This window comes from Ruegeria sp. CDSC079 (assembly GCF_059610505.1).
Map to the genome: position 1 here is coordinate 175,073 of NZ_JBXWNT010000001.1, position 20,566 is coordinate 195,638.

Annotated in this window: 19 protein-coding genes; 11 read left to right on the forward strand and 8 right to left on the reverse strand. The window is 57.7% G+C overall.

All coding sequences use genetic code 11. The features are described 5' to 3' along the window. Positions 1-59: 59 nt before the first annotated feature. Positions 60-1,460, reverse strand: coding sequence for a helix-turn-helix domain-containing protein (locus AC2FIC_RS00910; protein WP_142636792.1), 1,401 nt, complete (start codon positions 1,458-1,460; stop codon positions 60-62). 65 nt (positions 1,461-1,525) lie between these two features. Further along, positions 1,526-2,731 carry a multidrug effflux MFS transporter gene (locus AC2FIC_RS00915; protein ID WP_281972733.1) on the reverse strand — a complete coding sequence of 402 codons (1,206 nt, stop codon included), beginning with the start codon at positions 2,729-2,731 and terminating at the stop codon, positions 1,526-1,528. A gap of 183 nt (positions 2,732-2,914) precedes the next feature. Here AC2FIC_RS00915 and AC2FIC_RS00920 point away from each other — a divergent pair, with 183 nt between their 5' ends. The 5 genes from AC2FIC_RS00920 to AC2FIC_RS00940 all read left to right on the forward strand — a co-directional run bounded on the left by AC2FIC_RS00920 (position 2,915) and on the right by AC2FIC_RS00940 (position 8,528). Next, positions 2,915-4,447 (forward strand): acyl-CoA carboxylase subunit beta, encoded by a 1,533-nt coding sequence (locus AC2FIC_RS00920; protein ID WP_496677724.1) that lies wholly within the window; start codon positions 2,915-2,917, stop codon positions 4,445-4,447. Between the two features lie 257 nt (positions 4,448-4,704). Further along, entirely contained in the window at positions 4,705-5,031 is a 327-nt protein-coding gene (locus AC2FIC_RS00925; RefSeq protein ID WP_271949451.1) for a DUF6497 family protein, read from the forward strand. Positions 5,032-5,104: 73 nt separating this feature from the next. After that, on the forward strand, positions 5,105-5,458 hold the full coding sequence (locus AC2FIC_RS00930; RefSeq protein ID WP_142636799.1) for a hypothetical protein: 354 nt from the start codon (positions 5,105-5,107) through the stop codon (positions 5,456-5,458). 706 nt (positions 5,459-6,164) lie between these two features. Beyond that, a complete protein-coding gene (locus tag AC2FIC_RS00935; RefSeq protein ID WP_496690939.1) occupies positions 6,165-6,368 on the forward strand; it encodes a hypothetical protein in 204 nt (67 codons plus the stop codon). A gap of 114 nt (positions 6,369-6,482) precedes the next feature. Next, positions 6,483-8,528 (forward strand): ATP-binding protein, encoded by a 2,046-nt coding sequence (locus AC2FIC_RS00940; RefSeq protein WP_496690938.1) that lies wholly within the window; start codon positions 6,483-6,485, stop codon positions 8,526-8,528. Between the two features lie 76 nt (positions 8,529-8,604). Here the strand turns inward: AC2FIC_RS00940 and AC2FIC_RS00945 are convergent, their stop codons facing one another. Next, complete coding sequence (locus AC2FIC_RS00945) at positions 8,605-9,051, reverse strand: DUF4174 domain-containing protein (RefSeq protein WP_496690937.1); 447 nt, start codon at positions 9,049-9,051, stop codon at positions 8,605-8,607. A 168-nt stretch (positions 9,052-9,219) separates the two neighbouring features. Here AC2FIC_RS00945 and scpA point away from each other — a divergent pair, with 168 nt between their 5' ends. The 6 genes from scpA (at position 9,220) to AC2FIC_RS00975 (ending at position 14,686) form a co-directional block, all read left to right on the forward strand. Next, positions 9,220-11,346, forward strand: a complete 2,127-nt coding sequence (scpA, locus tag AC2FIC_RS00950) for a methylmalonyl-CoA mutase (protein ID WP_496690936.1) — start codon at positions 9,220-9,222, stop codon at positions 11,344-11,346. 108 nt (positions 11,347-11,454) lie between these two features. Beyond that, on the forward strand, positions 11,455-12,057 hold the full coding sequence (locus AC2FIC_RS00955) for a VOC family protein (protein WP_271949459.1): 603 nt from the start codon (positions 11,455-11,457) through the stop codon (positions 12,055-12,057). After that, positions 12,054-12,542, forward strand: a complete 489-nt coding sequence (locus tag AC2FIC_RS00960; protein WP_496690935.1) for a GNAT family N-acetyltransferase — start codon at positions 12,054-12,056, stop codon at positions 12,540-12,542. Before AC2FIC_RS00955 ends, AC2FIC_RS00960 begins: the two co-directional genes overlap by 4 nt. Before the next feature lie 45 nt (positions 12,543-12,587). Beyond that, a complete protein-coding gene (locus tag AC2FIC_RS00965; protein ID WP_142636813.1) occupies positions 12,588-13,268 on the forward strand; it encodes a molecular chaperone DjiA in 681 nt (226 codons plus the stop codon). Positions 13,269-13,272: 4 nt separating this feature from the next. Then, positions 13,273-14,277, forward strand: coding sequence for an endonuclease/exonuclease/phosphatase family protein (locus tag AC2FIC_RS00970; RefSeq protein ID WP_496690934.1), 1,005 nt, complete (start codon positions 13,273-13,275; stop codon positions 14,275-14,277). A gap of 37 nt (positions 14,278-14,314) precedes the next feature. After that, positions 14,315-14,686 (forward strand): hypothetical protein, encoded by a 372-nt coding sequence (locus AC2FIC_RS00975; RefSeq protein ID WP_496689681.1) that lies wholly within the window; start codon positions 14,315-14,317, stop codon positions 14,684-14,686. Positions 14,687-14,689: 3 nt separating this feature from the next. Here AC2FIC_RS00975 and AC2FIC_RS00980 read toward each other — a convergent pair whose 3' ends face one another. From AC2FIC_RS00980 to AC2FIC_RS01000, 5 genes are all read right to left on the reverse strand, one after another. Then, a complete protein-coding gene (locus tag AC2FIC_RS00980; protein WP_496689682.1) occupies positions 14,690-16,234 on the reverse strand; it encodes a Ppx/GppA family phosphatase in 1,545 nt (514 codons plus the stop codon). Positions 16,235-16,283: 49 nt separating this feature from the next. After that, positions 16,284-16,973: a P-loop NTPase family protein gene (locus tag AC2FIC_RS00985; RefSeq protein WP_281972741.1), complete on the reverse strand. Its 690-nt coding sequence runs from the start codon at positions 16,971-16,973 to the stop codon at positions 16,284-16,286. Next, positions 16,974-18,047 carry an AI-2E family transporter gene (locus tag AC2FIC_RS00990; protein ID WP_496690933.1) on the reverse strand — a complete coding sequence of 358 codons (1,074 nt, stop codon included), beginning with the start codon at positions 18,045-18,047 and terminating at the stop codon, positions 16,974-16,976. 91 nt (positions 18,048-18,138) lie between these two features. Further along, the gene (locus AC2FIC_RS00995; protein WP_496690932.1) at positions 18,139-19,113 is read right to left on the reverse strand and encodes an isopenicillin N synthase family dioxygenase; all 975 of its coding nucleotides are present in this window, start codon (positions 19,111-19,113) and stop codon (positions 18,139-18,141) included. Next, the gene (locus tag AC2FIC_RS01000) at positions 19,113-20,477 is read right to left on the reverse strand and encodes an FAD-dependent oxidoreductase (RefSeq protein WP_496690931.1); all 1,365 of its coding nucleotides are present in this window, start codon (positions 20,475-20,477) and stop codon (positions 19,113-19,115) included. Before AC2FIC_RS01000 ends, AC2FIC_RS00995 begins: the two co-directional genes overlap by 1 nt. Positions 20,478-20,566: the final 89 nt, after the last annotated feature.

A 20,566-nucleotide genomic window follows, 5' to 3' on the forward strand; every position in this document is an offset into this window, starting at 1 on the left:
GGGTTGGGCGGGGGCATTGCCCCCGTTTCGGCTGGCCGCGGTTTTAGGCCGGGTAAAGCTCAGGTGACTTCATAGGGTAAGGTTCCGCGGGTATGAGTGTCGATGGACAGGCGACGTTCCAGCGGAGGAACTGACCGTTGGTGGCAGTTCTGGCGTTCGCAGATCCGGCACGAGATACCTATGGGCTCGTAGGCACTGGCGTTTGAGATATCCAGATTGTCCGCATAAACCAACGCTTCAGCGTGGCGGACCTCGCATCCCAGCGCAATCGCATAGCGCCGGACAGGCGCTCCGTACGAACCGCCCGATTTCGAAACATCCCGCGCCAGCGAGATATAGCGGACCCCGTCCGGGGTTTCGGCAAGCTGCCGCAGGAAGTGACCCGGAGTTTCAAAGGCGCGGTGCACATTCCACAACGGGCACGCACCGCCAAAGCGCGCAAATTGCAGGCGCGTGGCGGAGTGGCGTTTTGTGATCGTTCCGGCCTGATCCACCCGAACAAAGAAAAATGGTATCCCCTTTGCACCGGGGCGCTGCAGTGTCGAAAGCCTGTGGGCCACCTGTTCGATGGATGCTCCAAAACGATTGCTGAGCAATTCCAAATCATGGCGGTAAAGCTGGGCTGCACTGAGAAATTCGCCATAAGGCATCAGAGAGGCGCCAGCGAAATAATTCGCCAGGCCGATCTTCGCAATCGCGCGCGCCTCATCACTGTGAAATTTGGCGAAATCCAGTGTCGCTTCAAGCAGCTTGTCCTGATTGATTAGGGATACCTGCAAGAGCAGCTGAAACACTTGTGTTTGCGGTGCAATCCGTGATGACAGCAGCAATGTTTTGCTATCCGCATCGTATTTCCGGGTTTCTTCGATATCCGGGAACTGAACGCGAATACCGTTTTCACCCAAGCTTTCGATTGCGGCGGCGCGAATTCCGCCTTTGTCCTGGGCGCGGCCAGAAAATCGTTCTGCGGCCCGGTCAACCGCGTCTATGTAGTTGTCGCAATAATGGAAAAAGTCTCGCACTTCTTCCCAGGGGCTGGCCTGAATCTGTGCGTCTTCACGTCCCAGGGCTTCGTCCAGCGAGGCCAGCCTTTCATGCGTCTGGCGATACGTGCGGTGCAGGGCGATAAACGCTCGGGCCATTGCGGGGGCGTTTGAAGCTGTTAGGCGCAGATCAGCGAGCGGTGGCATGGCGTCATCAAACACGGGGTCCGCCAGCGCCTCGCGCAGGTCTGAGACCAGACGTTCGCTGTCGCCAGTGCTAAGTTCGGTCACGTCCATGCCGAATTCCTGCGCCAGAGCCAGAACAACCGTGGTCGAGATCGGGCGGTTGTTATTCTCCATCTGGTTCAGATAGGGAAGCGAAACCCCCAGTTTGGCTGCGAATTCCTTTTGTGTCAGCGTCAGGCGCGTGCGCATTTCACGCAGTTTTGCACCAGCATAGAGCTTTTGGGTCGCCATGGCGTACCTTTGCAACTTTTCTAATCTTGAACGCTAGCTTTGCAAACCGTCCTGCGCAAGGCGTGTTACAGGCCCAAATACCGTTCGCGCCGGATCACGATGGCAATAGCAACGATGGCAAATGTTGCAGAGGCCAACATCAGCCACAGCAGCGGCATCGCGCCTGTTTCATGGGTTAGTATTGCGCCCGTGAGCGCGCTCAGGCCAGCTCCGCCGCCCAGCATGATGGCCCCGCTCAGTCCAGATGCTGTCGCGGCCAGGTGCGGGCGGACGGACAGTGCGCCTGAAGTTGCGTTTGGAATGGTCATACCATTGCCCACACCAACAATGGTCATGAACCCAAAGAAGCTGAGAACCGAGCCGAAGCCCGTAAGGAACACGATAGTCGACAGTGCAACGCCGGTTGCGTTCATCCAGCACCCCCAAAGAACCATCCGGTTCACGCCAAAGCGGACAGAGAACCTGCCGCTGAAGAAGTTGCCGAAGAAATAACCCACCGCAGGGGCGCCGAAGTAAATGCCCAGTTCTGACGCTGTTAGGCCGAACAGTTCAGTCCCGACGAAAGGCGCGCCGCCCAGATAGGCGAAAAAAGCGCCCGACGACAGGGCTGAGGCCATGGAATAGCCCCAGAACCGAGGGGATCTGAGCAATTCCGGGTATTCACGAAACTGCTGCAGCAAGGTCAGCCCGCTTTTGCGGGATGTTTCTCCGAAGTCGGAATAGGTCAGCATTAGCGCCAGTAGGCCCAGCCCGAAAGGAAGCCAGAAATTTGCCTTCCAGCCAAAGCTCTCTTCCAGAAAGCCGCCGATGGCAGGGCCGATCATTGGAACAATGGCCATTCCCATGGTGACATAGCCGATCATCGAAGCGGCTTGATCCGCTTCGTAAAGGTCTCGCACCGCTGCGCGGCTAAGGACCATTCCAACAGCTACGACCGCTTGAAACATCCTGAAGGCCAGAAATACTTCGGCGTTCGGGGAGTAGATGCAACCCAGTGTCGCAATCAGAAACAGAACCAATCCCCAGAGAATAACCGGCCTGCGGCCCACCTTATCTGCGATGGGGCCGATCAGAATTTGGATTACTGCGCTGATCATCAGATACAGAGCGATCGACAACTGCATGACTTTGTAGTCTGCGTCAAAATACGCGGCCATATTGGGCAGGCTGGGAAGGAAAAGATTCAAGCTCAGTGCTGACAGCCCGGATAGCATCACAAGTGTGGCAATGGTGGGGGGCGAACGACGCGCTGGCGAAAAAGTAAACTGCATGGTTCACATGTATACTGACGGTTTTTGGGATTGCCATCCGTGACCGTGTCTCAGTGCGAAACTTTGCATGTTTACAATTACCCGGAACTATCTTTTCAAAGATTTGCAAATTTGCCGAATGACGCTTTGGTCTGAACGAAACTAAGTATAGTGTCGCGCCAAATTTCAAAGGGGATCATCGTTATGAAAGACATCCTTTCCGAGCTTGAAGGCCGCCGCAACGATGCACGGCTGGGGGGTGGGCAAAAACGTATTGATGCGCAGCATGCGCGGGGAAAGCTGACCGCACGCGAACGCATAGAGCTGTTGGTGGATGAAGGCAGTTTCGAAGAATTCGACATGTTTGTCAGCCATCGCTGCACGGATTTCGGGATGGAAAATCAAAAGCCTGCAGGCGATGGTGTCGTCACCGGATGGGGCACAATCAATGGTCGTATGGTCTATGTCTTCAGCCAGGATTTCACCGTTTTCGGCGGGTCTCTGTCGGAAACCCACGCGCAGAAAATCTGCAAGATCATGGACATGGCAATCCAGAATGGTGCTCCGGTGATCGGCATCAACGATTCGGGTGGTGCGCGAATCCAGGAAGGTGTGGCCTCGCTTGCGGGTTATGCCGAGGTGTTCCAGCGTAACATCATGGCCTCGGGCGTGGTTCCGCAGATCAGTGTGATCATGGGCCCCTGCGCCGGTGGCGCTGTCTACAGTCCGGCGATGACCGACTTTATCTTTATGGTCAAAGACACCTCGTACATGTTTGTGACAGGCCCCGATGTCGTCAAGACCGTCACCAATGAGGTTGTAACCGCCGAAGAGCTGGGTGGTGCATCGACCCATACCAAGAAATCCTCGGTTGCCGACGGTGCATTCGAAAACGATGTCGAAGCACTGGCCGAAGTGCGCCGTCTTGTCGATTTCCTACCGTTGAACAACAAGGAAAAACCGCCCGTTCGTCCCTTCTTTGACGAACCGGGCCGGATTGAGGCTTCGCTGGATACATTGATTCCGGACAACCCGAACACGCCTTATGACATGAAAGAACTCATTGCCAAAGTGGCGGACGAGGGTGATTTTTACGAGATTCAAGAAGATTACGCCAAGAACATCATCACGGGCTTTATCCGTCTGGAAGGTCAGACCGTAGGTGTTGTAGCCAACCAGCCGATGGTGCTGGCCGGCTGTCTGGATATCGACAGCAGCCGCAAAGCCGCGCGCTTCGTCCGGTTCTGTGATTGCTTTGAAATTCCGATTTTGACACTGGTCGACGTGCCGGGCTTTTTGCCGGGAACCTCGCAGGAATATGGCGGTGTGATCAAACATGGCGCAAAACTGCTGTTTGCCTATGGCGAGGCGACCGTTCCGAAGGTCACAGTGATCACCCGAAAGGCCTATGGCGGTGCCTATGACGTGATGGCATCCAAACATCTGCGTGGCGATTTCAACTATGCTTGGCCAACCGCCGAGATCGCGGTGATGGGGGCCAAGGGCGCGACCGAAATCATCCACCGTGCGGATCTGGGCGATGCCGACAAAATCGCACAGCACGCTCAGGACTATGAGGACCGGTTTGCCAACCCGTTTGTGGCTGCGGAACGTGGATTCATTGATGAGGTGATCATGCCGCATTCGACCCGCCGCCGCGTATCGCGAGCTTTTGCCAGCTTGCGTAACAAGCAACTGAAAAACCCCTGGAAAAAGCACGATAACATTCCGCTGTAAGCTGAAGGTCGCGGGGCAGGTGCTCTGGTGTGCCTGCCTCTCGGCACGTTGGTGTAAAGACCACCAAACGGCGAATTTGACTTTGAGAGCAAAGCTGCTAAATGAAATGCCTTATTGGACATAGAAAAGCGCGAGCCAGTAGGCATGCGCGCGCGATCCCGGAGAGAGGAGCTCGCCTTTGGTGGGTCTGGGATCGCGCCTTATGTCTGGCAATTCTCTGTCTTGGTTCGCCTACATTCGCTGAAGCATTGGTGCCGGTGCCCTCTGGGCAGCCTGTACATCTGAACGACGTCCTGCTGGACAACAATCCGGGCGAGTTATGGCTGCGCTTTCGGTTCATCGCGCCAAAGATCGGCTCGGATGTGGGACGCATTGGATATGATGTCGCCACGATCGACATGGAGCACCTGTGTCAGACGCTGGCCGTGGCCTATGTCGCGCACCACAAGCTGGAACCAGCCAGGGTTGTGATTTCCCTGTCGAACAAGCCGATAGATTTTGGCCATACTGCGCCGGATGCCACGCAGTTCTTCGAAGCGTATCTTCTGCAGGATTCCCAATGTGTCTGGGACGGAGGGATTTGAGAATGGTTGTCAATTACCACAATTTCTGTGCATTCCCCTTCGCCTCAAAGGACCTTAGCGAAGAGGCGCTGAAATGTTGAAACATCGCGGATTTCCCGGCCGTCTGACCGGGACGGATTATCAATTCACTATCAGACGGGCCAACCCAAAGGGTGTTACCCCACTGACAACGCGTGAACGGTTCCGGGATCGTAAACCTGCTGATCGTCGCGCGGATGCAGCGTTTATCGAGGCCTTGTGGGAGCATTTTGGCGACCAGCCATTCGAACGTGGCAATCTGGATGCCGGTCGCCTGAGCTGGTTTTTCGGGCGTGAGGTCATTCCGGCGGAGGATCCGTTTGACCCCGCCAGCTATGATGCATTGCTGGTCATTGATCCGAGCGTGGCCAGAGCCTCGTTTCCTGACATTTTCGGCGGGGATAGCTGAAGGTGATCGACGTCGTCGCACATAAACGCCTTGAAAATTCCAACAGGGTTTCTTTGCCCCGGTTGGGCCAAGAAGGATATGTGCGCTGTGCAGATCGGGCGCGTGACAATCGCTCAAAATACCTGAGGGAAAGGGCGCAAACTACTGATTCTATGGCGTGTATCACCCGTGGCTTGGTGGCGGGAGAACCATCAAGGCTTGGGCAGGAAAAAGGCCAGTCGGCGGGGGTTGGCCGCGGCGACTTAGGATCAAATTCTTCAGGTCATGTGATCTCAGGTAGTGTTGATAAAACAAAGGTTTGCGTAACTGTCGGGGCGCGAATTTCACCCTGCTCAACCAAAGTTCACGCGAGCGGAATCGGCGCGTTTCTGCGCGATATTTCGCTGAATGGGCAGATTCTGGCCGGAAATTTCACCACTGGCCAATCCCGGTTTGCAGGTGCAACCGGGCCGTGCATGGTGAGCGGGTCGTGCGGCTCTACTTTGCCTGCGTCGCACGCGCACCTACTATTCCGTACCCCTTCCTTCCGCGGGCAGGCTTGTGGTTTTCACAATGTCCTGCCCGCGTTTTTCTTTGTGCAAACTTCAGTCATTGGATGGCATAAAACTGCGCAAATGGGCATTTCGGTACGCTCGTTATTGAATAACAGTGGCGATTTCCCGCATCTGGCTCTGAAATTGTTAAAAAACCAAAAAGGGCAAACATCATGCGAATCTCGAAAGTCATTCTTGCAATGGCGGCTTGTGCAGGGCTCGCGGCGTGCGGAGACTCGACCGGCGAGCAGGCGTTGCTTGGCGGCGGAGCCGGCGCCGTTGGCGCGGCAGTCGTCAGTGCCGACCCGCTGTTGGGTGCCGTGGTCGGCGCGGCAGGCAACGTGCTTTACTGCAAGACCCAGAACAACTGTAGATAACGAAATCTTCGGGGTCCCCGTCGCCCCGACCGTCATCGCGCGACACGCCGTCGTGGGGCCATTGCCCCGCGGCGGCGTTTTGCGTTTCCAGAACTTCAAGACAGAGGACGTTCCATGTTCAACAAGATCCTGATCGCCAACCGGGGCGAGATCGCCTGCCGGGTTATCAAAACCGCCCGCAAGATGGGCATCGGCACGGTCGCCATCTATTCTGACGCGGACAAGAACGCCCTGCATGTATCGATGGCGGATGAGGCGGTGCATATTGGCCCACCGCCTGCAAACCAGTCCTATATCGTCATCGACCGGGTGATGGAGGCAATCCGTCAGAGCGGCGCGCAGGCGGTTCACCCGGGGTATGGTTTTCTGTCGGAAAACTCGAGATTCGCCCAAGCTCTGGATGCCGAAGGCGTGGCCTTTATCGGCCCTCCGGTCGGTGCGATTGAAAGCATGGGTGACAAGATCACCTCTAAAAAGATCGCGCAAGAGGCCGGCGTCTCTACGGTTCCGGGCTATATGGGCCTGATCGAAGACGCCGACGAGGCCGTCAAGATTTCGAATGAGATCGGATATCCGGTCATGATCAAGGCCAGTGCTGGCGGCGGTGGCAAGGGTATGCGGATCGCATGGACCGACGACGAGGCGCGCGAAGGGTTCCAGTCCTCCAAGAACGAGGCCGCGAATTCCTTTGGAGATGACCGGATTTTCATCGAGAAATTCGTGACCCAACCCCGTCACATCGAGATTCAGGTTCTGTGCGACAGCCATGGTAATGGCATTTATCTGGGCGAACGCGAATGCTCGATTCAGCGCCGAAACCAGAAGGTTGTGGAAGAGGCGCCATCGCCTTTCCTGGACGAGGCGACACGCAAGGCGATGGGCGAACAGGCGGTGGCCTTGGCCAAGGCTGTGGATTATGCGAGCGCTGGCACGGTCGAGTTTATCGTTGATGGTGACAAGAACTTCTATTTTCTGGAAATGAACACACGCCTGCAGGTGGAACACCCGGTGACCGAACTGATCACCGGTGTCGATCTGGTCGAACAGATGATCCGCGTCGCGGCCGGTGAGAAGCTGTCGATCTCCCAGGACGATGTCACACTGACCGGCTGGGCGATTGAAAACCGTTTGTATGCCGAAGATCCTTATCGTGGCTTCTTGCCGTCCATTGGTCGATTGACGCGCTACCGCCCGCCGCAGGAAACTGCCGCTGGTCCGCTGTTGGTAAATGACAAATGGCAGGGTGAGGCCCCCAGCGGAGAGGCCGCCGTTCGCAACGATACCGGCGTCTATGAAGGCGGCGAGATCAGTATGTATTACGATCCGATGATCGCCAAGCTCTGCACCTGGGCCCCGACCCGTGATCAAGCGATTGAGGCGATGCGAGTGGCGCTGGACAGTTTCGAGGTAGAAGGCATCGGGCACAATCTGCCGTTCCTGTCGGCAGTGATGGATCATCCGATCTTCATCAAGGGCGAGATGACTACCGCGTTCATCGAAGAACAGTACCCCGATGGGTTCCAGGGCGTAGAGCTGCCCGAGGCTGACCTGCGCCAGATCGCAGCTTCCTGCGCCGCCATGCACCGGGTGGCTGAGATTCGCCGCACCCGTGTATCGGGCCGGATGGACAACCATGAACGCAAGGTCGGCAAACGCTGGGTCGTGACCCTGCAGGGCCAGGAATACGCAGTTCAGGTGAATGCCGATAAAGAGGGCGCGACGGTCAAATTCGAAGACGGCGCGACATTGCGCGTGGCCTCGGAGTGGACGCCGGGCGACCAGCTGGCGGTGCTGGACATAGACGGTAGCCCGCTGGTTCTGAAGGCCGACAAAATCTCGGGCGGGTTCCGGATCCGCAACCGGGGCGCGGATATGAAGGTGCATGTGCGCCGTCCGCGTCAGGCGGAACTGGCCAAGCTGATGCCCGAGAAACTGCCGCCGGATACGTCGAAACTGCTGCTCTGCCCGATGCCTGGCCTGATCGTAAAGGTCGATGTCGAAGTGGGCCAAGAAGTGCAGGAAGGTCAGGCGCTGTGCACCATCGAGGCGATGAAGATGGAAAACATCCTGCGCGCCGAGAAAAAAGGCACCGTTGCCAAGATCAACGCAGGCCCCGGCGACAGCCTCGCCGTGGATGATGTGATCATCGAGTTTGAATGATCATGACCACGCGTTTGACATATCCTGCAAGGGAACCGGCGGTCGCCGCCGGGGCCGTCGGGTATGGGAAACGCGTTCAGCCGCCCTCACGCCGTTCACGGATTTCGCGTTGGCGCAGGGGGGTCTTGTCGATGGAGCGACCGATTTCACGCACGCTCCAAGGGGAAGGTTTGCGCAGTTTGACCACGCCGTCCTTGTCGACAAACACCATCTGGAACCCGCGCGGGCGTAGTTTTGACCGGATGGGCGAGCGGGCGTCAGGGTCAGTGTCGATCAGAACGACCACATCGCGGTCGCGCATGACGTCCTCCCCTTCCAAAAGCATGTCGACCTGCTGCTGGAATCGCGGGTCAGCAGGTGTATCGGCAAAGACAACAATGGGCCGCTTGATCCACAGATATTCGCTGAGCTCGCTATCCCCCACAGGGCGGACAAATTCATCGTCAGCCGGGGCTGCCCCGTCAGCTGCAAGGGCCGCCAATGGAAATAGCGCCGAAAAAACAAAGGCTAGCGTTCGTGTCATTGGGCCTCCTGTTGGATTGAATATAGTCCCTGTGCGCACGAATGCGACCAGCGAAATGCACGCAGCCCATAAAATATTGCGTCCCATCCAATTCCAATGGGCGCAACCACGGATGATAACGCGCGGGCCACGCCCTTGCGCGACCCGAATTGAGAAAAGGATATCGCAATGACCAATAGGAAAGACTGGCAGGCGCTGGCCGAGAAAGAGCTGCGCGGTCGCCCGTTGGACGACCTGACAAAAGAGACGCTGGAAGGCATCGCCGTCAAGCCACTCTATACACAGGAAGATACGGCTGATCTGCCGCATATGGACTCCATGCCCGGGTTTGGGCCGTTCACGCGCGGGGTAAAGGCGACAATGTATGCCGGTCGTCCTTGGACGATCCGCCAATATGCGGGGTTTTCCACCGCCGAAGAATCGAATGCCTTCTACCGTCGCAATCTGGCGGCGGGTCAGCAGGGGGTCTCGGTGGCTTTCGATCTGGCCACGCACCGCGGATATGACAGCGACCACCCACGCGTTGTCGGCGATGTGGGCAAGGCCGGTGTGGCCATCGACAGCGTAGAGGACATGAAAATCCTGTTCGACGGCATCCCGTTGGACAAGGTCTCGGTCTCGATGACCATGAACGGTGCCGTGGTTCCTATCCTGGCAAGTTTCATTGTAGCGGGTGAGGAACAGGGCCACGACAAATCCGTCCTGTCCGGCACTATTCAGAATGACATTCTGAAAGAATTCATGGTGCGTAACACCTATATCTACCCGCCTGAGCCTTCGATGAAGATCATCTCGGACATCATCGAATATACGTCGAATGATATGCCCAAATTCAACTCGATCTCAATCTCGGGCTATCACATGCAAGAGGCCGGGGCGAACCTGGTGCAGGAGCTGGCCTATACGCTGGCTGATGGGCGCGAATACGTTCGTGCAGCGACACAGGCCGGAATGGATGTCGACAAATTCGCTGGTCGCTTGTCGTTCTTTTTTGCCATTGGCATGAATTTCTTCATGGAAATTGCCAAGCTGCGTGCGGCCCGTACCCTTTGGCATCGGGTGATGACCGATTTCGGCGCGAAATCCGAGCGCTCTAAGATGCTGCGGACCCATTGCCAGACCTCGGGCGTGTCGCTGCAAGAACAAGACCCCTATAACAACGTGATCCGCACCGCCTATGAGGCGATGAGTGCGGTTCTGGGCGGCACCCAATCGCTGCATACTAACGCCTTGGACGAGGCGATTGCGCTGCCCACCGATTTCTCTGCTCGCATTGCACGGAACACGCAGCTGGTGCTGCAAGAGGAAACCGGGGTGACCGATGTGGTCGATCCGCTAGCCGGGTCTTTCTATGTCGAAAGCCTGACCAATGAGCTGGTCGAAAAAGCCTGGGCTCTTATGGAAGAGGTCGAGGAAATGGGCGGCATGACCAAGGCCGTTGCATCCGGCATGCCAAAGCTTCGGATAGAAGAAAGCGCCGCCCGACGGCAGGCGATGATCGACCGGGGTGACGAGGTAATCGTCGGCGTCAACAAGTACCGCAAGGAACGGGAAGACCCGATAGACATTCTGGATGTCGACAACGTGGCTGTCCGCGAGGCGCAGGTGGCACGTCTGGAACGCATCCGTGCCACGCGCGATGAGGCTGCCTGCCAAATGGCGCTGGACACCCTGACGACCACCGCCCGCGATGGCGGCAACCTGCTGGCCGCTGCTGTCGAAGCCGCCCGTGCCCGCGCATCCGTAGGAGAGATCAGCATGGCAATGGAAAAGGAATTTGGTCGCCACCGCGCCGAGGTCAAAACGCTGGCCGGTGTTTATGGGGCCGCCTATGAGGGCGACGAAGGCTTTGCCGCCATCCAGAAGTCCATTGAGGATTTTGCTGAGGCCGAAGGCCGTCGCCCGCGCCTGCTGGTTGTCAAGATGGGGCAGGACGGGCATGACCGGGGAGCCAAGGTGATCGCCACAGCCTTTGCCGATATCGGCTTTGACGTGGACGTTGGCCCGCTGTTCCAAACGCCGGCCGAGGCAGCACAAGACGCGGTGGACAATGACGTCCATGTCGTCGGCATTTCGTCTCAGGCAGCCGGGCACAAGACGCTGGCCCCGCAGCTGGTCGAAGAACTGAAAAAGGCCGGGGCTGAGGATATCATCGTCATCTGCGGAGGTGTCATCCCGCAACAGGATTATAAGTTCCTCTATGATCACGGGGTTAAGGCGATCTTTGGTCCGGGTACGAACATCCCAGAGGCGGCACAAGATATCCTGCGTTTGATCGGCGAAGCCAAAGATTGAACCGGCACCAAGATTTTTCGTCGAAAAATCTTGTGATCCAGCGCCTTTGAGGAAAACATACGGCCAGACCCTTGCGGTCTGGCCGTTTGTCATCTGGGGGGCTCATCCGTGTTACTTGATCACTTGGCGGTTGCTGGCGAAACGCTTGAACAGGCTTCGGCTCATGTCGAACAGGCGCTGGGCGTACCCTTGCATGATGGCGGCAAGCACGAGAAATTCGGAACTCATAACCGGTTGTTGGGCCTGCGGGACGGTTTGTATCTGGAAGCCATCGCGATTGACCCCGATGCACCCAATCCGCAAAGAACCCGCTGGTTCGATCTAGATCGGTTTCAGGGCGCTCCCCGCCTGACCAACTGGATTTGCCAGGTTCCGGATATCGAGGCCTCGCTGACGGTCTTTCCTGACGGAGTCGGCCAACCGATCGACCTAAACCGTGGCGCGCTGCGTTGGCGCATGGCGGTGCCTCCCAATGGGCGCCTGCCGTTTGATAATCTTTTCCCGGCGCTGATCCAGTGGCAGGGTGACCTTCACCCGGCAAACATGCTGAACGACAGTGGCTGCCAGCTGCGCCGCCTAGTCGTCTATCACCCTGATGCGCTGGATCTCGCCAAAGCGGTGGGGCCGTTGGGGCAAGTTGAGTTCGACAGCGGTCCGGCGGCGTTGCGTGCCGAAATCGACACACCGCACGGGGTACGGGTATTGGAATGAACATCCGGCAAGCCCAGCCAGAAGATGCACCCGCTGTTGCGGCGATCTGGAATGCGATCATCCGCGATACGCTGATCACATTCACCACTGACTTGCGCAACGATGACGCCGTTGCCTTGGATATCGTCTCCAGGGGGGCGGCGTTTCTGGTGGCCGAGCGTGACGGCGTTGTTCTGGGCTTCGCAACCTATGGTGCGTTTCGGTCAGGGCCGGGCTATGCCCATACGCGTGAACACTCGATCCTGTTGGCACCGCAGGCGCGGGGCCAGGGGATAGGCCGCGTATTGTTGCAGGCCTTGGAAGCCCGCGCACAGATGGACAATGTTCATGTTCTGATTGCGGGCATTTCCTCGGCCAACCCTGCGGCCATCGCTTTCCATACGGCTGCCGGATTTACACAAGTGGGCCTGATGCCCGAGGTGGGGTTTAAATGCGGTCAGTGGTTAGATCTTGTGCTGATGCAGAAAATTCTTGCCCCGCAGTGATCTGTCGCACCTGACAGTCGCGACGGAGCGGGTTAGGGTGCGCTCATGTCGATTTGGACCCGTATATCCGATGCGCTAAGCGCGCTTGCACAGGGCGAAAGCCTGACGGCCGTGTTCGAGAAACTGCGCACGCCGCCGGAACGCTCGGTCGCCTTTGCGATTGCGGTCATCGCCCTGGGGGCCAAGATGGCCAAGGCCGACGGGCAGGTCACGCGAGACGAGGTTACTGCCTTTCGGGATGTATTCCAGATCGCGCGCGAAGATGAGGCCGGTGCAGCCCGTGTCTTTGACATGGCGCGCACCGATGTCGCCGGGTATCAGGAATATGCCAGCAAAATTGCCTATATGTTCGCAGAAGACAGCACCACCTTGTGCGACCTGATGGAGGGGTTGTTTCATATCGCAATGGCCGACGGGTTTTATCATCCCAACGAAAATAAGTTTCTGGAAGATGTCAGCCGGATATTCGGTCAGACCGATGCTCAGTTTCTGGCCTTACGCGCACGGTTTGTACCGGATGCACCAAAGGATCCCTATACGGTGCTGGGTGTGCCGCGGAATATGCCGCTGCCCGACATTCGTAAGGTCTGGCGGCAACTTGTACGCGACACTCATCCCGACGCCATGATGTCACGAGGCGTTCCGGAAGAGGCCATTCGTCTGGCCGAAAAAAAGATGATCGACATCAATCGCGCCTGGGATGAAATCAAAGGCGCGCAGGCCTGAACCGATGCGATTGGCAACCTACAATATTGAATGGTTCGCCAATCTCTTCGACCGGCAAGACCGCTTGATCGTAGATGACAGCTGGTCCGGCAGATACAATGTCACCAAAGCTGAACAGATCGAGGCCATCGCAAAAGTGCTGACGGCAATCGATGCGGATGCCGTGCTGATTGTTGAAGCTCCGAATACTGGTAAGACGCAGAACACGGTGCGTGCGCTGCAAGGGTTTGCCGAAGCGTTCGATCTGCGCATAGGAAACGCGATCATGGGGTTTCCGAACGATACCCATCAGGAACTTGCGTTTCTTTTCGATCCTCAGATCCTGTCATTGCGCCATGATCCCAAAGGAAACAAGGAAGGAAAAGGGGCTGCCCCTCGTTTTGATGGCGTTTTCAAGATCGACCTGGATATTGATGCAACCGAGGATCATGTGCGCTTTTCCAAGCCGCCAATGGAGTTGTCAGCGCAGACGTCAGGCGGGGCGACGTTTCGCCTGATCGGAGCGCATCTGAAATCCAAAGCCCCGCATGGGGCAGAAAGCCGCGATGAGGCGATCCGGATATCCATCGCCAATCGACGCAAACAGCTTGCACAGGCTGTCTGGTTGGGGCGGCGAGTACAGGCGCATATTGCGGCTGACGAGCATGTCATCCTTTTGGGCGATCTCAACGACGGGCCGGGCTTGGATGAGTTTGAAAACCTGTTCGGGCGCTCATCTGTTGAAATCCTGTTGCAGACCGGTCTGTTCGATCCGCATGCGGTGATGGCAAATGAGGCTAAACCCGAAATCTTACCCTCGTCCGCGCGCTTTGTGCGCCGCGACAGGGCTGATCATCTTGAGGCGCTGTTGGACTATGTCATGATCAGCGAAGGGCTGCGTGTTAAGCGCCCGAAATGGCGCATATGGCATCCTTTCCAGGACCCTGCATGCTATGCCTCGCGGGACCTGCACGAGGCGCTGCTGACAGCCTCGGATCACTTCCCTGTCACGCTGGATATTGATCTGTGACCTTTCATCGCCGGCGTGGGCGACTTATATCTGAAGCATGAAAAAGTTCATTTCAATATGCGTGGTCACAGCGGCCATGGGCGTTCCGGCACAGGCAGAGGACGACACAGGCAAATCCTTGATGGAACAAGGGGCTGAGTTGTTCTTTGAAGGGCTGCGTCAGGAAATGGAACCCGCGCTTGAGGATTTGTTGGGGCTGGCAGATCAATTCGGCCCCGCGATGCAGTCGTTTTTTGAGGAAATGGGACCGGCCCTGGCGGAACTGGCCGCCGAAGTGCAGGACTGGAGCGTTTACGAGGCTCCGGAAATCCTGCCGAACGGGGATATCATTATCCGCAAAAAGCCGCCCGAGCCCGAGGTTGAGCCGGAAAAACCCGAAAATGAGCCCGAAGGCGAGATTGATATCTGAGGGTCAGCCTTTGATGATCAAGCGGGGTTCGGATTTCAGCGTGCTTGCCAATGAGTTCAGTCGTGCTTCGGCCACTTCGCTAAAGAGAGGGGCTGCGGCTTCGGGCAAAATCAGCTCTAGCTGACGTTTTTTAGGGTACAGCCGAAGCGTGCCCATCGTGGCTTCGTTCTGCATCCACAGCATTGCACCAAAGCGCATGGCTTTGCCCAGAATCTCGGCCTGTTCCTGATCTTTTTCGCCCAACAAGTCATAGAGAGGGGTAAACCGGTTGCCCTCACGCTTGTTGCGATACCTGTGCTGCAGGGCCAGCCCGATATAGACCCGTTCGGAATGCTTTAAACCGCCCAAGTTGGCGCGAGTTACGTAATCAAAGCAGGTTTCAGCTCGGTAATCCGGATGGGCGCGCCAACTGACATCGTGCAAAAGACACGCAGCCTTGATCAGCCTGACCCGCGCGGCCGGCGCGGATTTGAACAGAGGCATGACGAATTCGAACAGATGTTTGCCAAACCCGGGCAGGCGGGCATCTTTGGCTTCGGAAAAATAGCTGGCTTCGATCAGAGGGTCACGATCGCGCAGGATTTGTGGCATCTGTTCGTAAAGCAGGCCTTCGCGGATACCATAGCTGGAAACGGCAATGTCCTTGGGTTTGAACGTTCGCACCAGTCGCGCAAGCACATCCATCGCATAAGGGATCAGCGCCATCCGAGAACCCGAGACGCCTGCCAGACTGCGCAGTTTTTCCGGGTCACCCTTTTCGATGAATTTGATGGTCTGATGCACCTGCTTTGTCGTCATCCGATATTCATGCAGCACGTTCAGGGGATATCCCCGGCGCAGCATGTCGAGCCTTGCAAAGGCCCGCCAGCTTCCGCCCACCAGAAACAGACGATCGCGCTGAGGGCCCATCTGGTCGCGCAGGTTTTCCATCGTCTCCTTGATTTGCGCCTTGCGCGCGCGACGACCGCCCTTGATATCCCGCAGCTTCAGCGGACCCAGGGCCGATGACAGGCGACGACCAACGTCTCCACCACCGATCTCGGCCAGCTCCATCGAGGACCCGCCGATATCACAGATCAGACCATATGCACCGGGCCAGCCCAGTAAAACGCCCTGAGCGGACAGGCGTGCCTCTTCCCCGCCGTCGATGACCGAGACCGTCAACCCGGTTAGCGCGTGAACTTCGGCGCAGAAATCCGGGCCATCCTTGGCCTCTCGCACGGCGGCGGTGGCCACGACGTGCAGCCCCGGCAGACCCAGATCGTCTGACAGCCGGGAAAAACGCTTCAACGCAGCCAGGGCACGTATCCTGCCAAGCGGGTTCAGGCGGCCGGTCTCGGACAGGCCCGCGCCAAGCTCGCACATGACTTTTTCATTGTAGAAATAGGCAGGCGATCGCGCCGCACCATCAAAGATTACCATCCTGACCGAGTTCGACCCTACATCAACAACGCCGACGCGCGACAGGGCGCGGGCCTCGGGGTTGTCAAACAACGGCTTTCCGAAAGGTCCCCAGTCGGGAATGTTGGTATCTACGGCTTGATCCATATCTCGTCCAGATATTCCAGGCTTAAGATGCGAAATCACCGGGGACGGGTCAATCGCTGGTTTCGGCATCTTCCAGTTCCGCACTCAGTACCCGTACGGCCAGAGCCCGCGTGATGTCTCGTTTCTCGGACAGCGCCAGTTGATCCAGCAGCGCCACAGTGCTGGCGGCGGTTTCGAAACGGCGATCCATATGTTTGACGAGGTAAGCGATGACCTCGGGTCCGGGGTTCAGCTGTCGGTCTACGAACAGTTTGGCCAGCACGGCGCCTAGCAGCGCGTCATCGGGCGGGTCCAGCGCAACGTGATGTGCGCCTTCGATCCTGCTTTGCAGGTCAGGCAAGGGCAACTGCCAGAAATTTGGCGCAAGGCGCCCGGTCATCAACAGGGCGTGGCCTTCTGCCAACACAAGATTGTGCAAATGGAATAGGGTTTTCTGCTGGTCGATATCGCCAGCAATCATGGGGACATCTTCCACTGCGATCGGTGTTTGGGCGAGGTCAGGAACCTCGTCGTGCTTGATCTGCGAGGCCTGCACAATTCGACCACCGGTCTCTGCCGCCCACACATGGGCCAGATGTGTCTTGCCCGCGCCAGCAGGTCCGCTGAGCACCAGTTTATTCCCCGGCCATGAGGTGGCCGAGATCATGGCCACAGCCAGAGCATTTGCGGGCGAGACGAAAAAATCCTCGCGCCCCAGCGCAGTCTTGGCCGGTAGATCAAAGCTCAGCTGTAGGGCCATTCAATCGTCTTCCTGGTCCATACCCACAAGGCCAGTATACAGACGGCTATCCAAATAGATCGACGTGGCAAAGCGCGCCAGAACGCCAAGTGCTGCAGCGACCGGCACCGCGATCAGCATCCCGACAAATCCGAACAGGGCGCCAAAGACCGACAATGCCAGCAACAGCCAGACCGGGTGCAACCCGACCGAGCTGCCGACGAGCTTTGGCGTCAGAAAATTGCCCTCGGCCACCTGACCCAATGCAAAGACCGCTGCGACCAGCCCAATTTGCGTCCAGTCTCCCCAGAACTGGAACAGTGCCAAACCAATGGCCAGTGAGCCCCCGATCAGGGCGCCCAGATAAGGGATAAACGTGACTAAGCCGGCGATAAATCCAACGACCAGTCCGAACTGCAGTCCGACGGCCATCAGCGCGACGGCGTAATAGGTGCCCAGGATCAGGCAGACTGTGCCCATTCCACGTACAAATGAGGCCAGAACGCTGTCAATCTCACCAGCCAGCCGCTTGATGGTGGGGGCGTGGTCGCGGGGCAAAAGCTCTGCGATACGAGCAATCATGCGGTCCCAGTCCAACAGCATGTAGACGGTGACTACTGGGACAATCACCAGCAAAACCACCACGTTGATGGCTGATCCAAGCGACGCAGCGACAGATTGCAGGACATCACCAGTTTTGGACTGAAGCGTCTCACCCAAGGACACCAGAAACTGGTGCGTGTTGGATTCGCGGTCCAAAAGCGACGGGAATTGCTGTTCGATAAACCCTCTTAGCTGCTTGAGAAGGCTGGGCATAACCTCGACCAGGTCGATCAACTGGGTGATCAGCGCCGGAACGACCATCAGGATAAGCAGTACGAAACCCAAAACGCCGACAACCGTGATAACCCCCGTAGCGGCCATACGGGACAGGCCCAGCTTTTCAAGCCTATCCGCAACAGGATCAAGGAAATAGGCAATCGCGCCACCGATTACAAAGGGCAGCAATACATCGCCAAGTGCCCACAACAGCAGTACAATAACCACTGCGGCGATGCCCCAGTACCTGAGTTGATCTCTTACCGGCAAAGCCATGGCTGTCCCCTTGTTTCGGCGCGTGCAAATGTTCTTGGCGTATGCGGCCCCACGATGCAAGCGCTTCATGACCCGCCAGAATCGCGCGGGGCTAGTCGCTTAACGTGCCCAGTTCAGGGGTGGCGTCATGGGCTGTTTCGTCGGGCCAGTTGGTGCGCCAGACTTCGGCAGACCAATGGCCGCAATGAACGGATGGACGGTCAAATCCGGGCAGAGGCGTCAAAAGCGGTTCGACAACCACATCATGCCGCGGCACCGCGAAATACGGGAAGGAATAGCGTTCCTGACCCGATCGGTTGACCACTCTGTGAGGGGTGGATTTCAACCGGCCACCCGACCAAAGCTCTAGCATGTCGCCGATATTGACGACAAATCCACCCGGCGGGCAGTCGGGTGTGATCCAGCCGCCATCGCGGGTCTGAACTTCAAGCCCGCCGACCGGGTCAGGGGCGATGATGGTCAGCGCATCTGTGTCCTTATGCGGGTGGATGCCATAGCCGGTATCGTCCGGGGCCTGAGGGGGATAGTGCAGCAGAGACATATTGGTCATAGGATCATGAAACGCGTCTCGCAGCTGGTTCGCAGGTAGCTTCAATCCCATCTCCAGCGCGCCCAGCAGCATATGCGCGACACCGTCCAGCTTTGACCAGTAATCCAGAATCACTGCCTGTGCCCGTGGAACATGACAGGGCCAGATATTGGGGCCATAGAGGGCACAATCTCGGCGGATGGGTGCATCCAGGTCCACCTGATAATGCAGCTTGTAGCCTTCGTATTTATCCGCTTTGCCCGACCCGTCATTCGGGGTGAAAAACCCCATCGGGATAAAACCGCGATAATTCTCGCGTGTGATCGCCTGATCCCATTTCGCATCATCGTCGATGTCGAAAATCTCCCGGACGCAAGTGCGCATGTTGTTGACGGTGTCCCGCGAAACGCCGGTGCCGGTAATCGACAGGAACCCAATCCGGGTGCAGGCATCCATGACTGCCTGAACGGTTGCGTTGAAATCGGGGTGGCTGGAGTCTCCCAGCGGAGCAATGTCGATTGTTGGGATGTGGTCCATCAGCGCATCCTCACGCCTTGCCGTGCCAGTTCTTTATGCACCGGGGCAAGGTTCAATTTATCGAGGTCTTGGTTGCTTTTGAGTGAAAGCGCCGCAGCAATCCCCGCGCCCTGACCCATGACCGCACAGCAAGCCATGTTGCGCGTCGCCGCATGGGCAACCCGGTCCGCCCCATGTGACCGGCCCGCGACCAGCAAGCCTCTGATCCCTTTGGGCAGCATCGACCGATAGGGGATATGCATGTACCGACCAGTCGTGGGCAGGATCAAAATGCCATAGCCGTCGATGAATTCGGGATAGATGCCGATGGTGTCTTCGAACCGGCCCTGATGGCGGGCGTCATCCTCGGTCATGCTGTACACCGCGTCGATTTTGCGGGTGTCGCGGATGCCGATGGTCATCCCGAAATTCCGCAGCCGGGCGTTCTCACACCCGGGCATGAACCGGCGCAGCGCCTCGATGGCGAGCATTGACTGACGCCGCCCTTCGATCTCACCGCGGGTCATGCTGTCGGGATCGGTGCCATCGATCCCGGCCAGATGAATAAGGTTCATATAGGTCAGCTCACCGGTGTCATGCATCGCGCCCCAAGTGCCCGCGATGGTGTTCAGATGTGCCGGGATCAGCCCCTGATCAATCGCCTGCTGGAACGGTTTGTGCACAAAGGGCGAGTACATGTCGTCCTCTTTACCGCTGGTCTCAATGTTCCATTCGCCACCACCGCCCCAGTCCTTATAGGTCTGGGGGTCGGCCTTTACGCCTTCGATAAAGGCGCGCTTGTCGACGCCCGCCAGATGGAACATGACCGAGGCCGCCATCATGTCTTCGCGTGCGGTCTTGTGCGTGGGCGCACCGGCGCGATGGGCGACATCTGCGTCCCCGGTAGCGTCAATGACAACCTTCGCCAGTATCGCCTCGCGCCCGGCTTTGGATTCGGTGATGATGCCGGTGATCCGCTCGCCGTCCATGATCGGAGCCACGAATTGCCGGTGCAGCATCGGATGCACACCGGCCTCTTCGATCAGTTTGTCGGCGACCAATTTGAACCCTTCGCTGTCCAACTCATAACTCAGCGACTGACTTTCTGGCACCGCCGCACCCATTTCCTTGGCGCGGGTTTCGAACTCCATGCCGATGCCGCCAGCCTCGACCGTTTGCTCGTGGCGATACCAAGCAAAGCCTTCAACGCCGACAGCAGTGATATTGCCGCCCATGCAGCCGAAGCGGTCGACCAGCGACACTTCGGCCCCGGCTCGTGCGGCCGCCAGCGCTGCGGCCAGACCTGCAGGGCCAGAGCCTACGACAAGAACATCTGTGCTGTGCACAACCGGGATCTGACGGGCGGGTTCTTGAATGGTCTGCATGGGCGCCTCGGTGACTTTACATTGCCGCCACATTTGACGCAGCTGACTGGCGGGTCAATCAAAAAACCGACAGGCCCGTGGTCGTAAAA

Bases quoted from the DNA above. Each gene is read 5' to 3' on its own strand.
- scpA (WP_496690936.1), top strand. From the start codon at position 9,220: ATGACCAATAGGAAAGACTGGCAGGCGCTGGCCGAGAAAGAGCTGCGC.
- AC2FIC_RS01000 (WP_496690931.1), bottom strand. From the start codon at position 20,477: ATGCAGACCATTCAAGAACCCGCCCGTCAGATCCCGGTTGTGCACAGC.
- AC2FIC_RS00985 (WP_281972741.1), bottom strand. From the start codon at position 16,973: ATGGCCCTACAGCTGAGCTTTGATCTACCGGCCAAGACTGCGCTGGGG.
- AC2FIC_RS00910 (WP_142636792.1), bottom strand. From the start codon at position 1,460: ATGGCGACCCAAAAGCTCTATGCTGGTGCAAAACTGCGTGAAATGCGC.
- AC2FIC_RS00935 (WP_496690939.1), top strand. From the start codon at position 6,165: ATGCGAATCTCGAAAGTCATTCTTGCAATGGCGGCTTGTGCAGGGCTC.
- AC2FIC_RS00980 (WP_496689682.1), bottom strand. From the start codon at position 16,234: ATGGATCAAGCCGTAGATACCAACATTCCCGACTGGGGACCTTTCGGA.
- AC2FIC_RS00915 (WP_281972733.1), bottom strand. From the start codon at position 2,731: ATGCAGTTTACTTTTTCGCCAGCGCGTCGTTCGCCCCCCACCATTGCC.
- AC2FIC_RS00965 (WP_142636813.1), top strand. From the start codon at position 12,588: ATGTCGATTTGGACCCGTATATCCGATGCGCTAAGCGCGCTTGCACAG.
- AC2FIC_RS00940 (WP_496690938.1), top strand. From the start codon at position 6,483: ATGTTCAACAAGATCCTGATCGCCAACCGGGGCGAGATCGCCTGCCGG.
- AC2FIC_RS00975 (WP_496689681.1), top strand. From the start codon at position 14,315: ATGAAAAAGTTCATTTCAATATGCGTGGTCACAGCGGCCATGGGCGTT.
- AC2FIC_RS00930 (WP_142636799.1), top strand. From the start codon at position 5,105: ATGTTGAAACATCGCGGATTTCCCGGCCGTCTGACCGGGACGGATTAT.
- AC2FIC_RS00920 (WP_496677724.1), top strand. From the start codon at position 2,915: ATGAAAGACATCCTTTCCGAGCTTGAAGGCCGCCGCAACGATGCACGG.
- AC2FIC_RS00945 (WP_496690937.1), bottom strand. From the start codon at position 9,051: ATGACACGAACGCTAGCCTTTGTTTTTTCGGCGCTATTTCCATTGGCG.
- AC2FIC_RS00995 (WP_496690932.1), bottom strand. From the start codon at position 19,113: ATGGACCACATCCCAACAATCGACATTGCTCCGCTGGGAGACTCCAGC.
- AC2FIC_RS00960 (WP_496690935.1), top strand. From the start codon at position 12,054: ATGAACATCCGGCAAGCCCAGCCAGAAGATGCACCCGCTGTTGCGGCG.
- AC2FIC_RS00970 (WP_496690934.1), top strand. From the start codon at position 13,273: ATGCGATTGGCAACCTACAATATTGAATGGTTCGCCAATCTCTTCGAC.
- AC2FIC_RS00990 (WP_496690933.1), bottom strand. From the start codon at position 18,047: ATGGCTTTGCCGGTAAGAGATCAACTCAGGTACTGGGGCATCGCCGCA.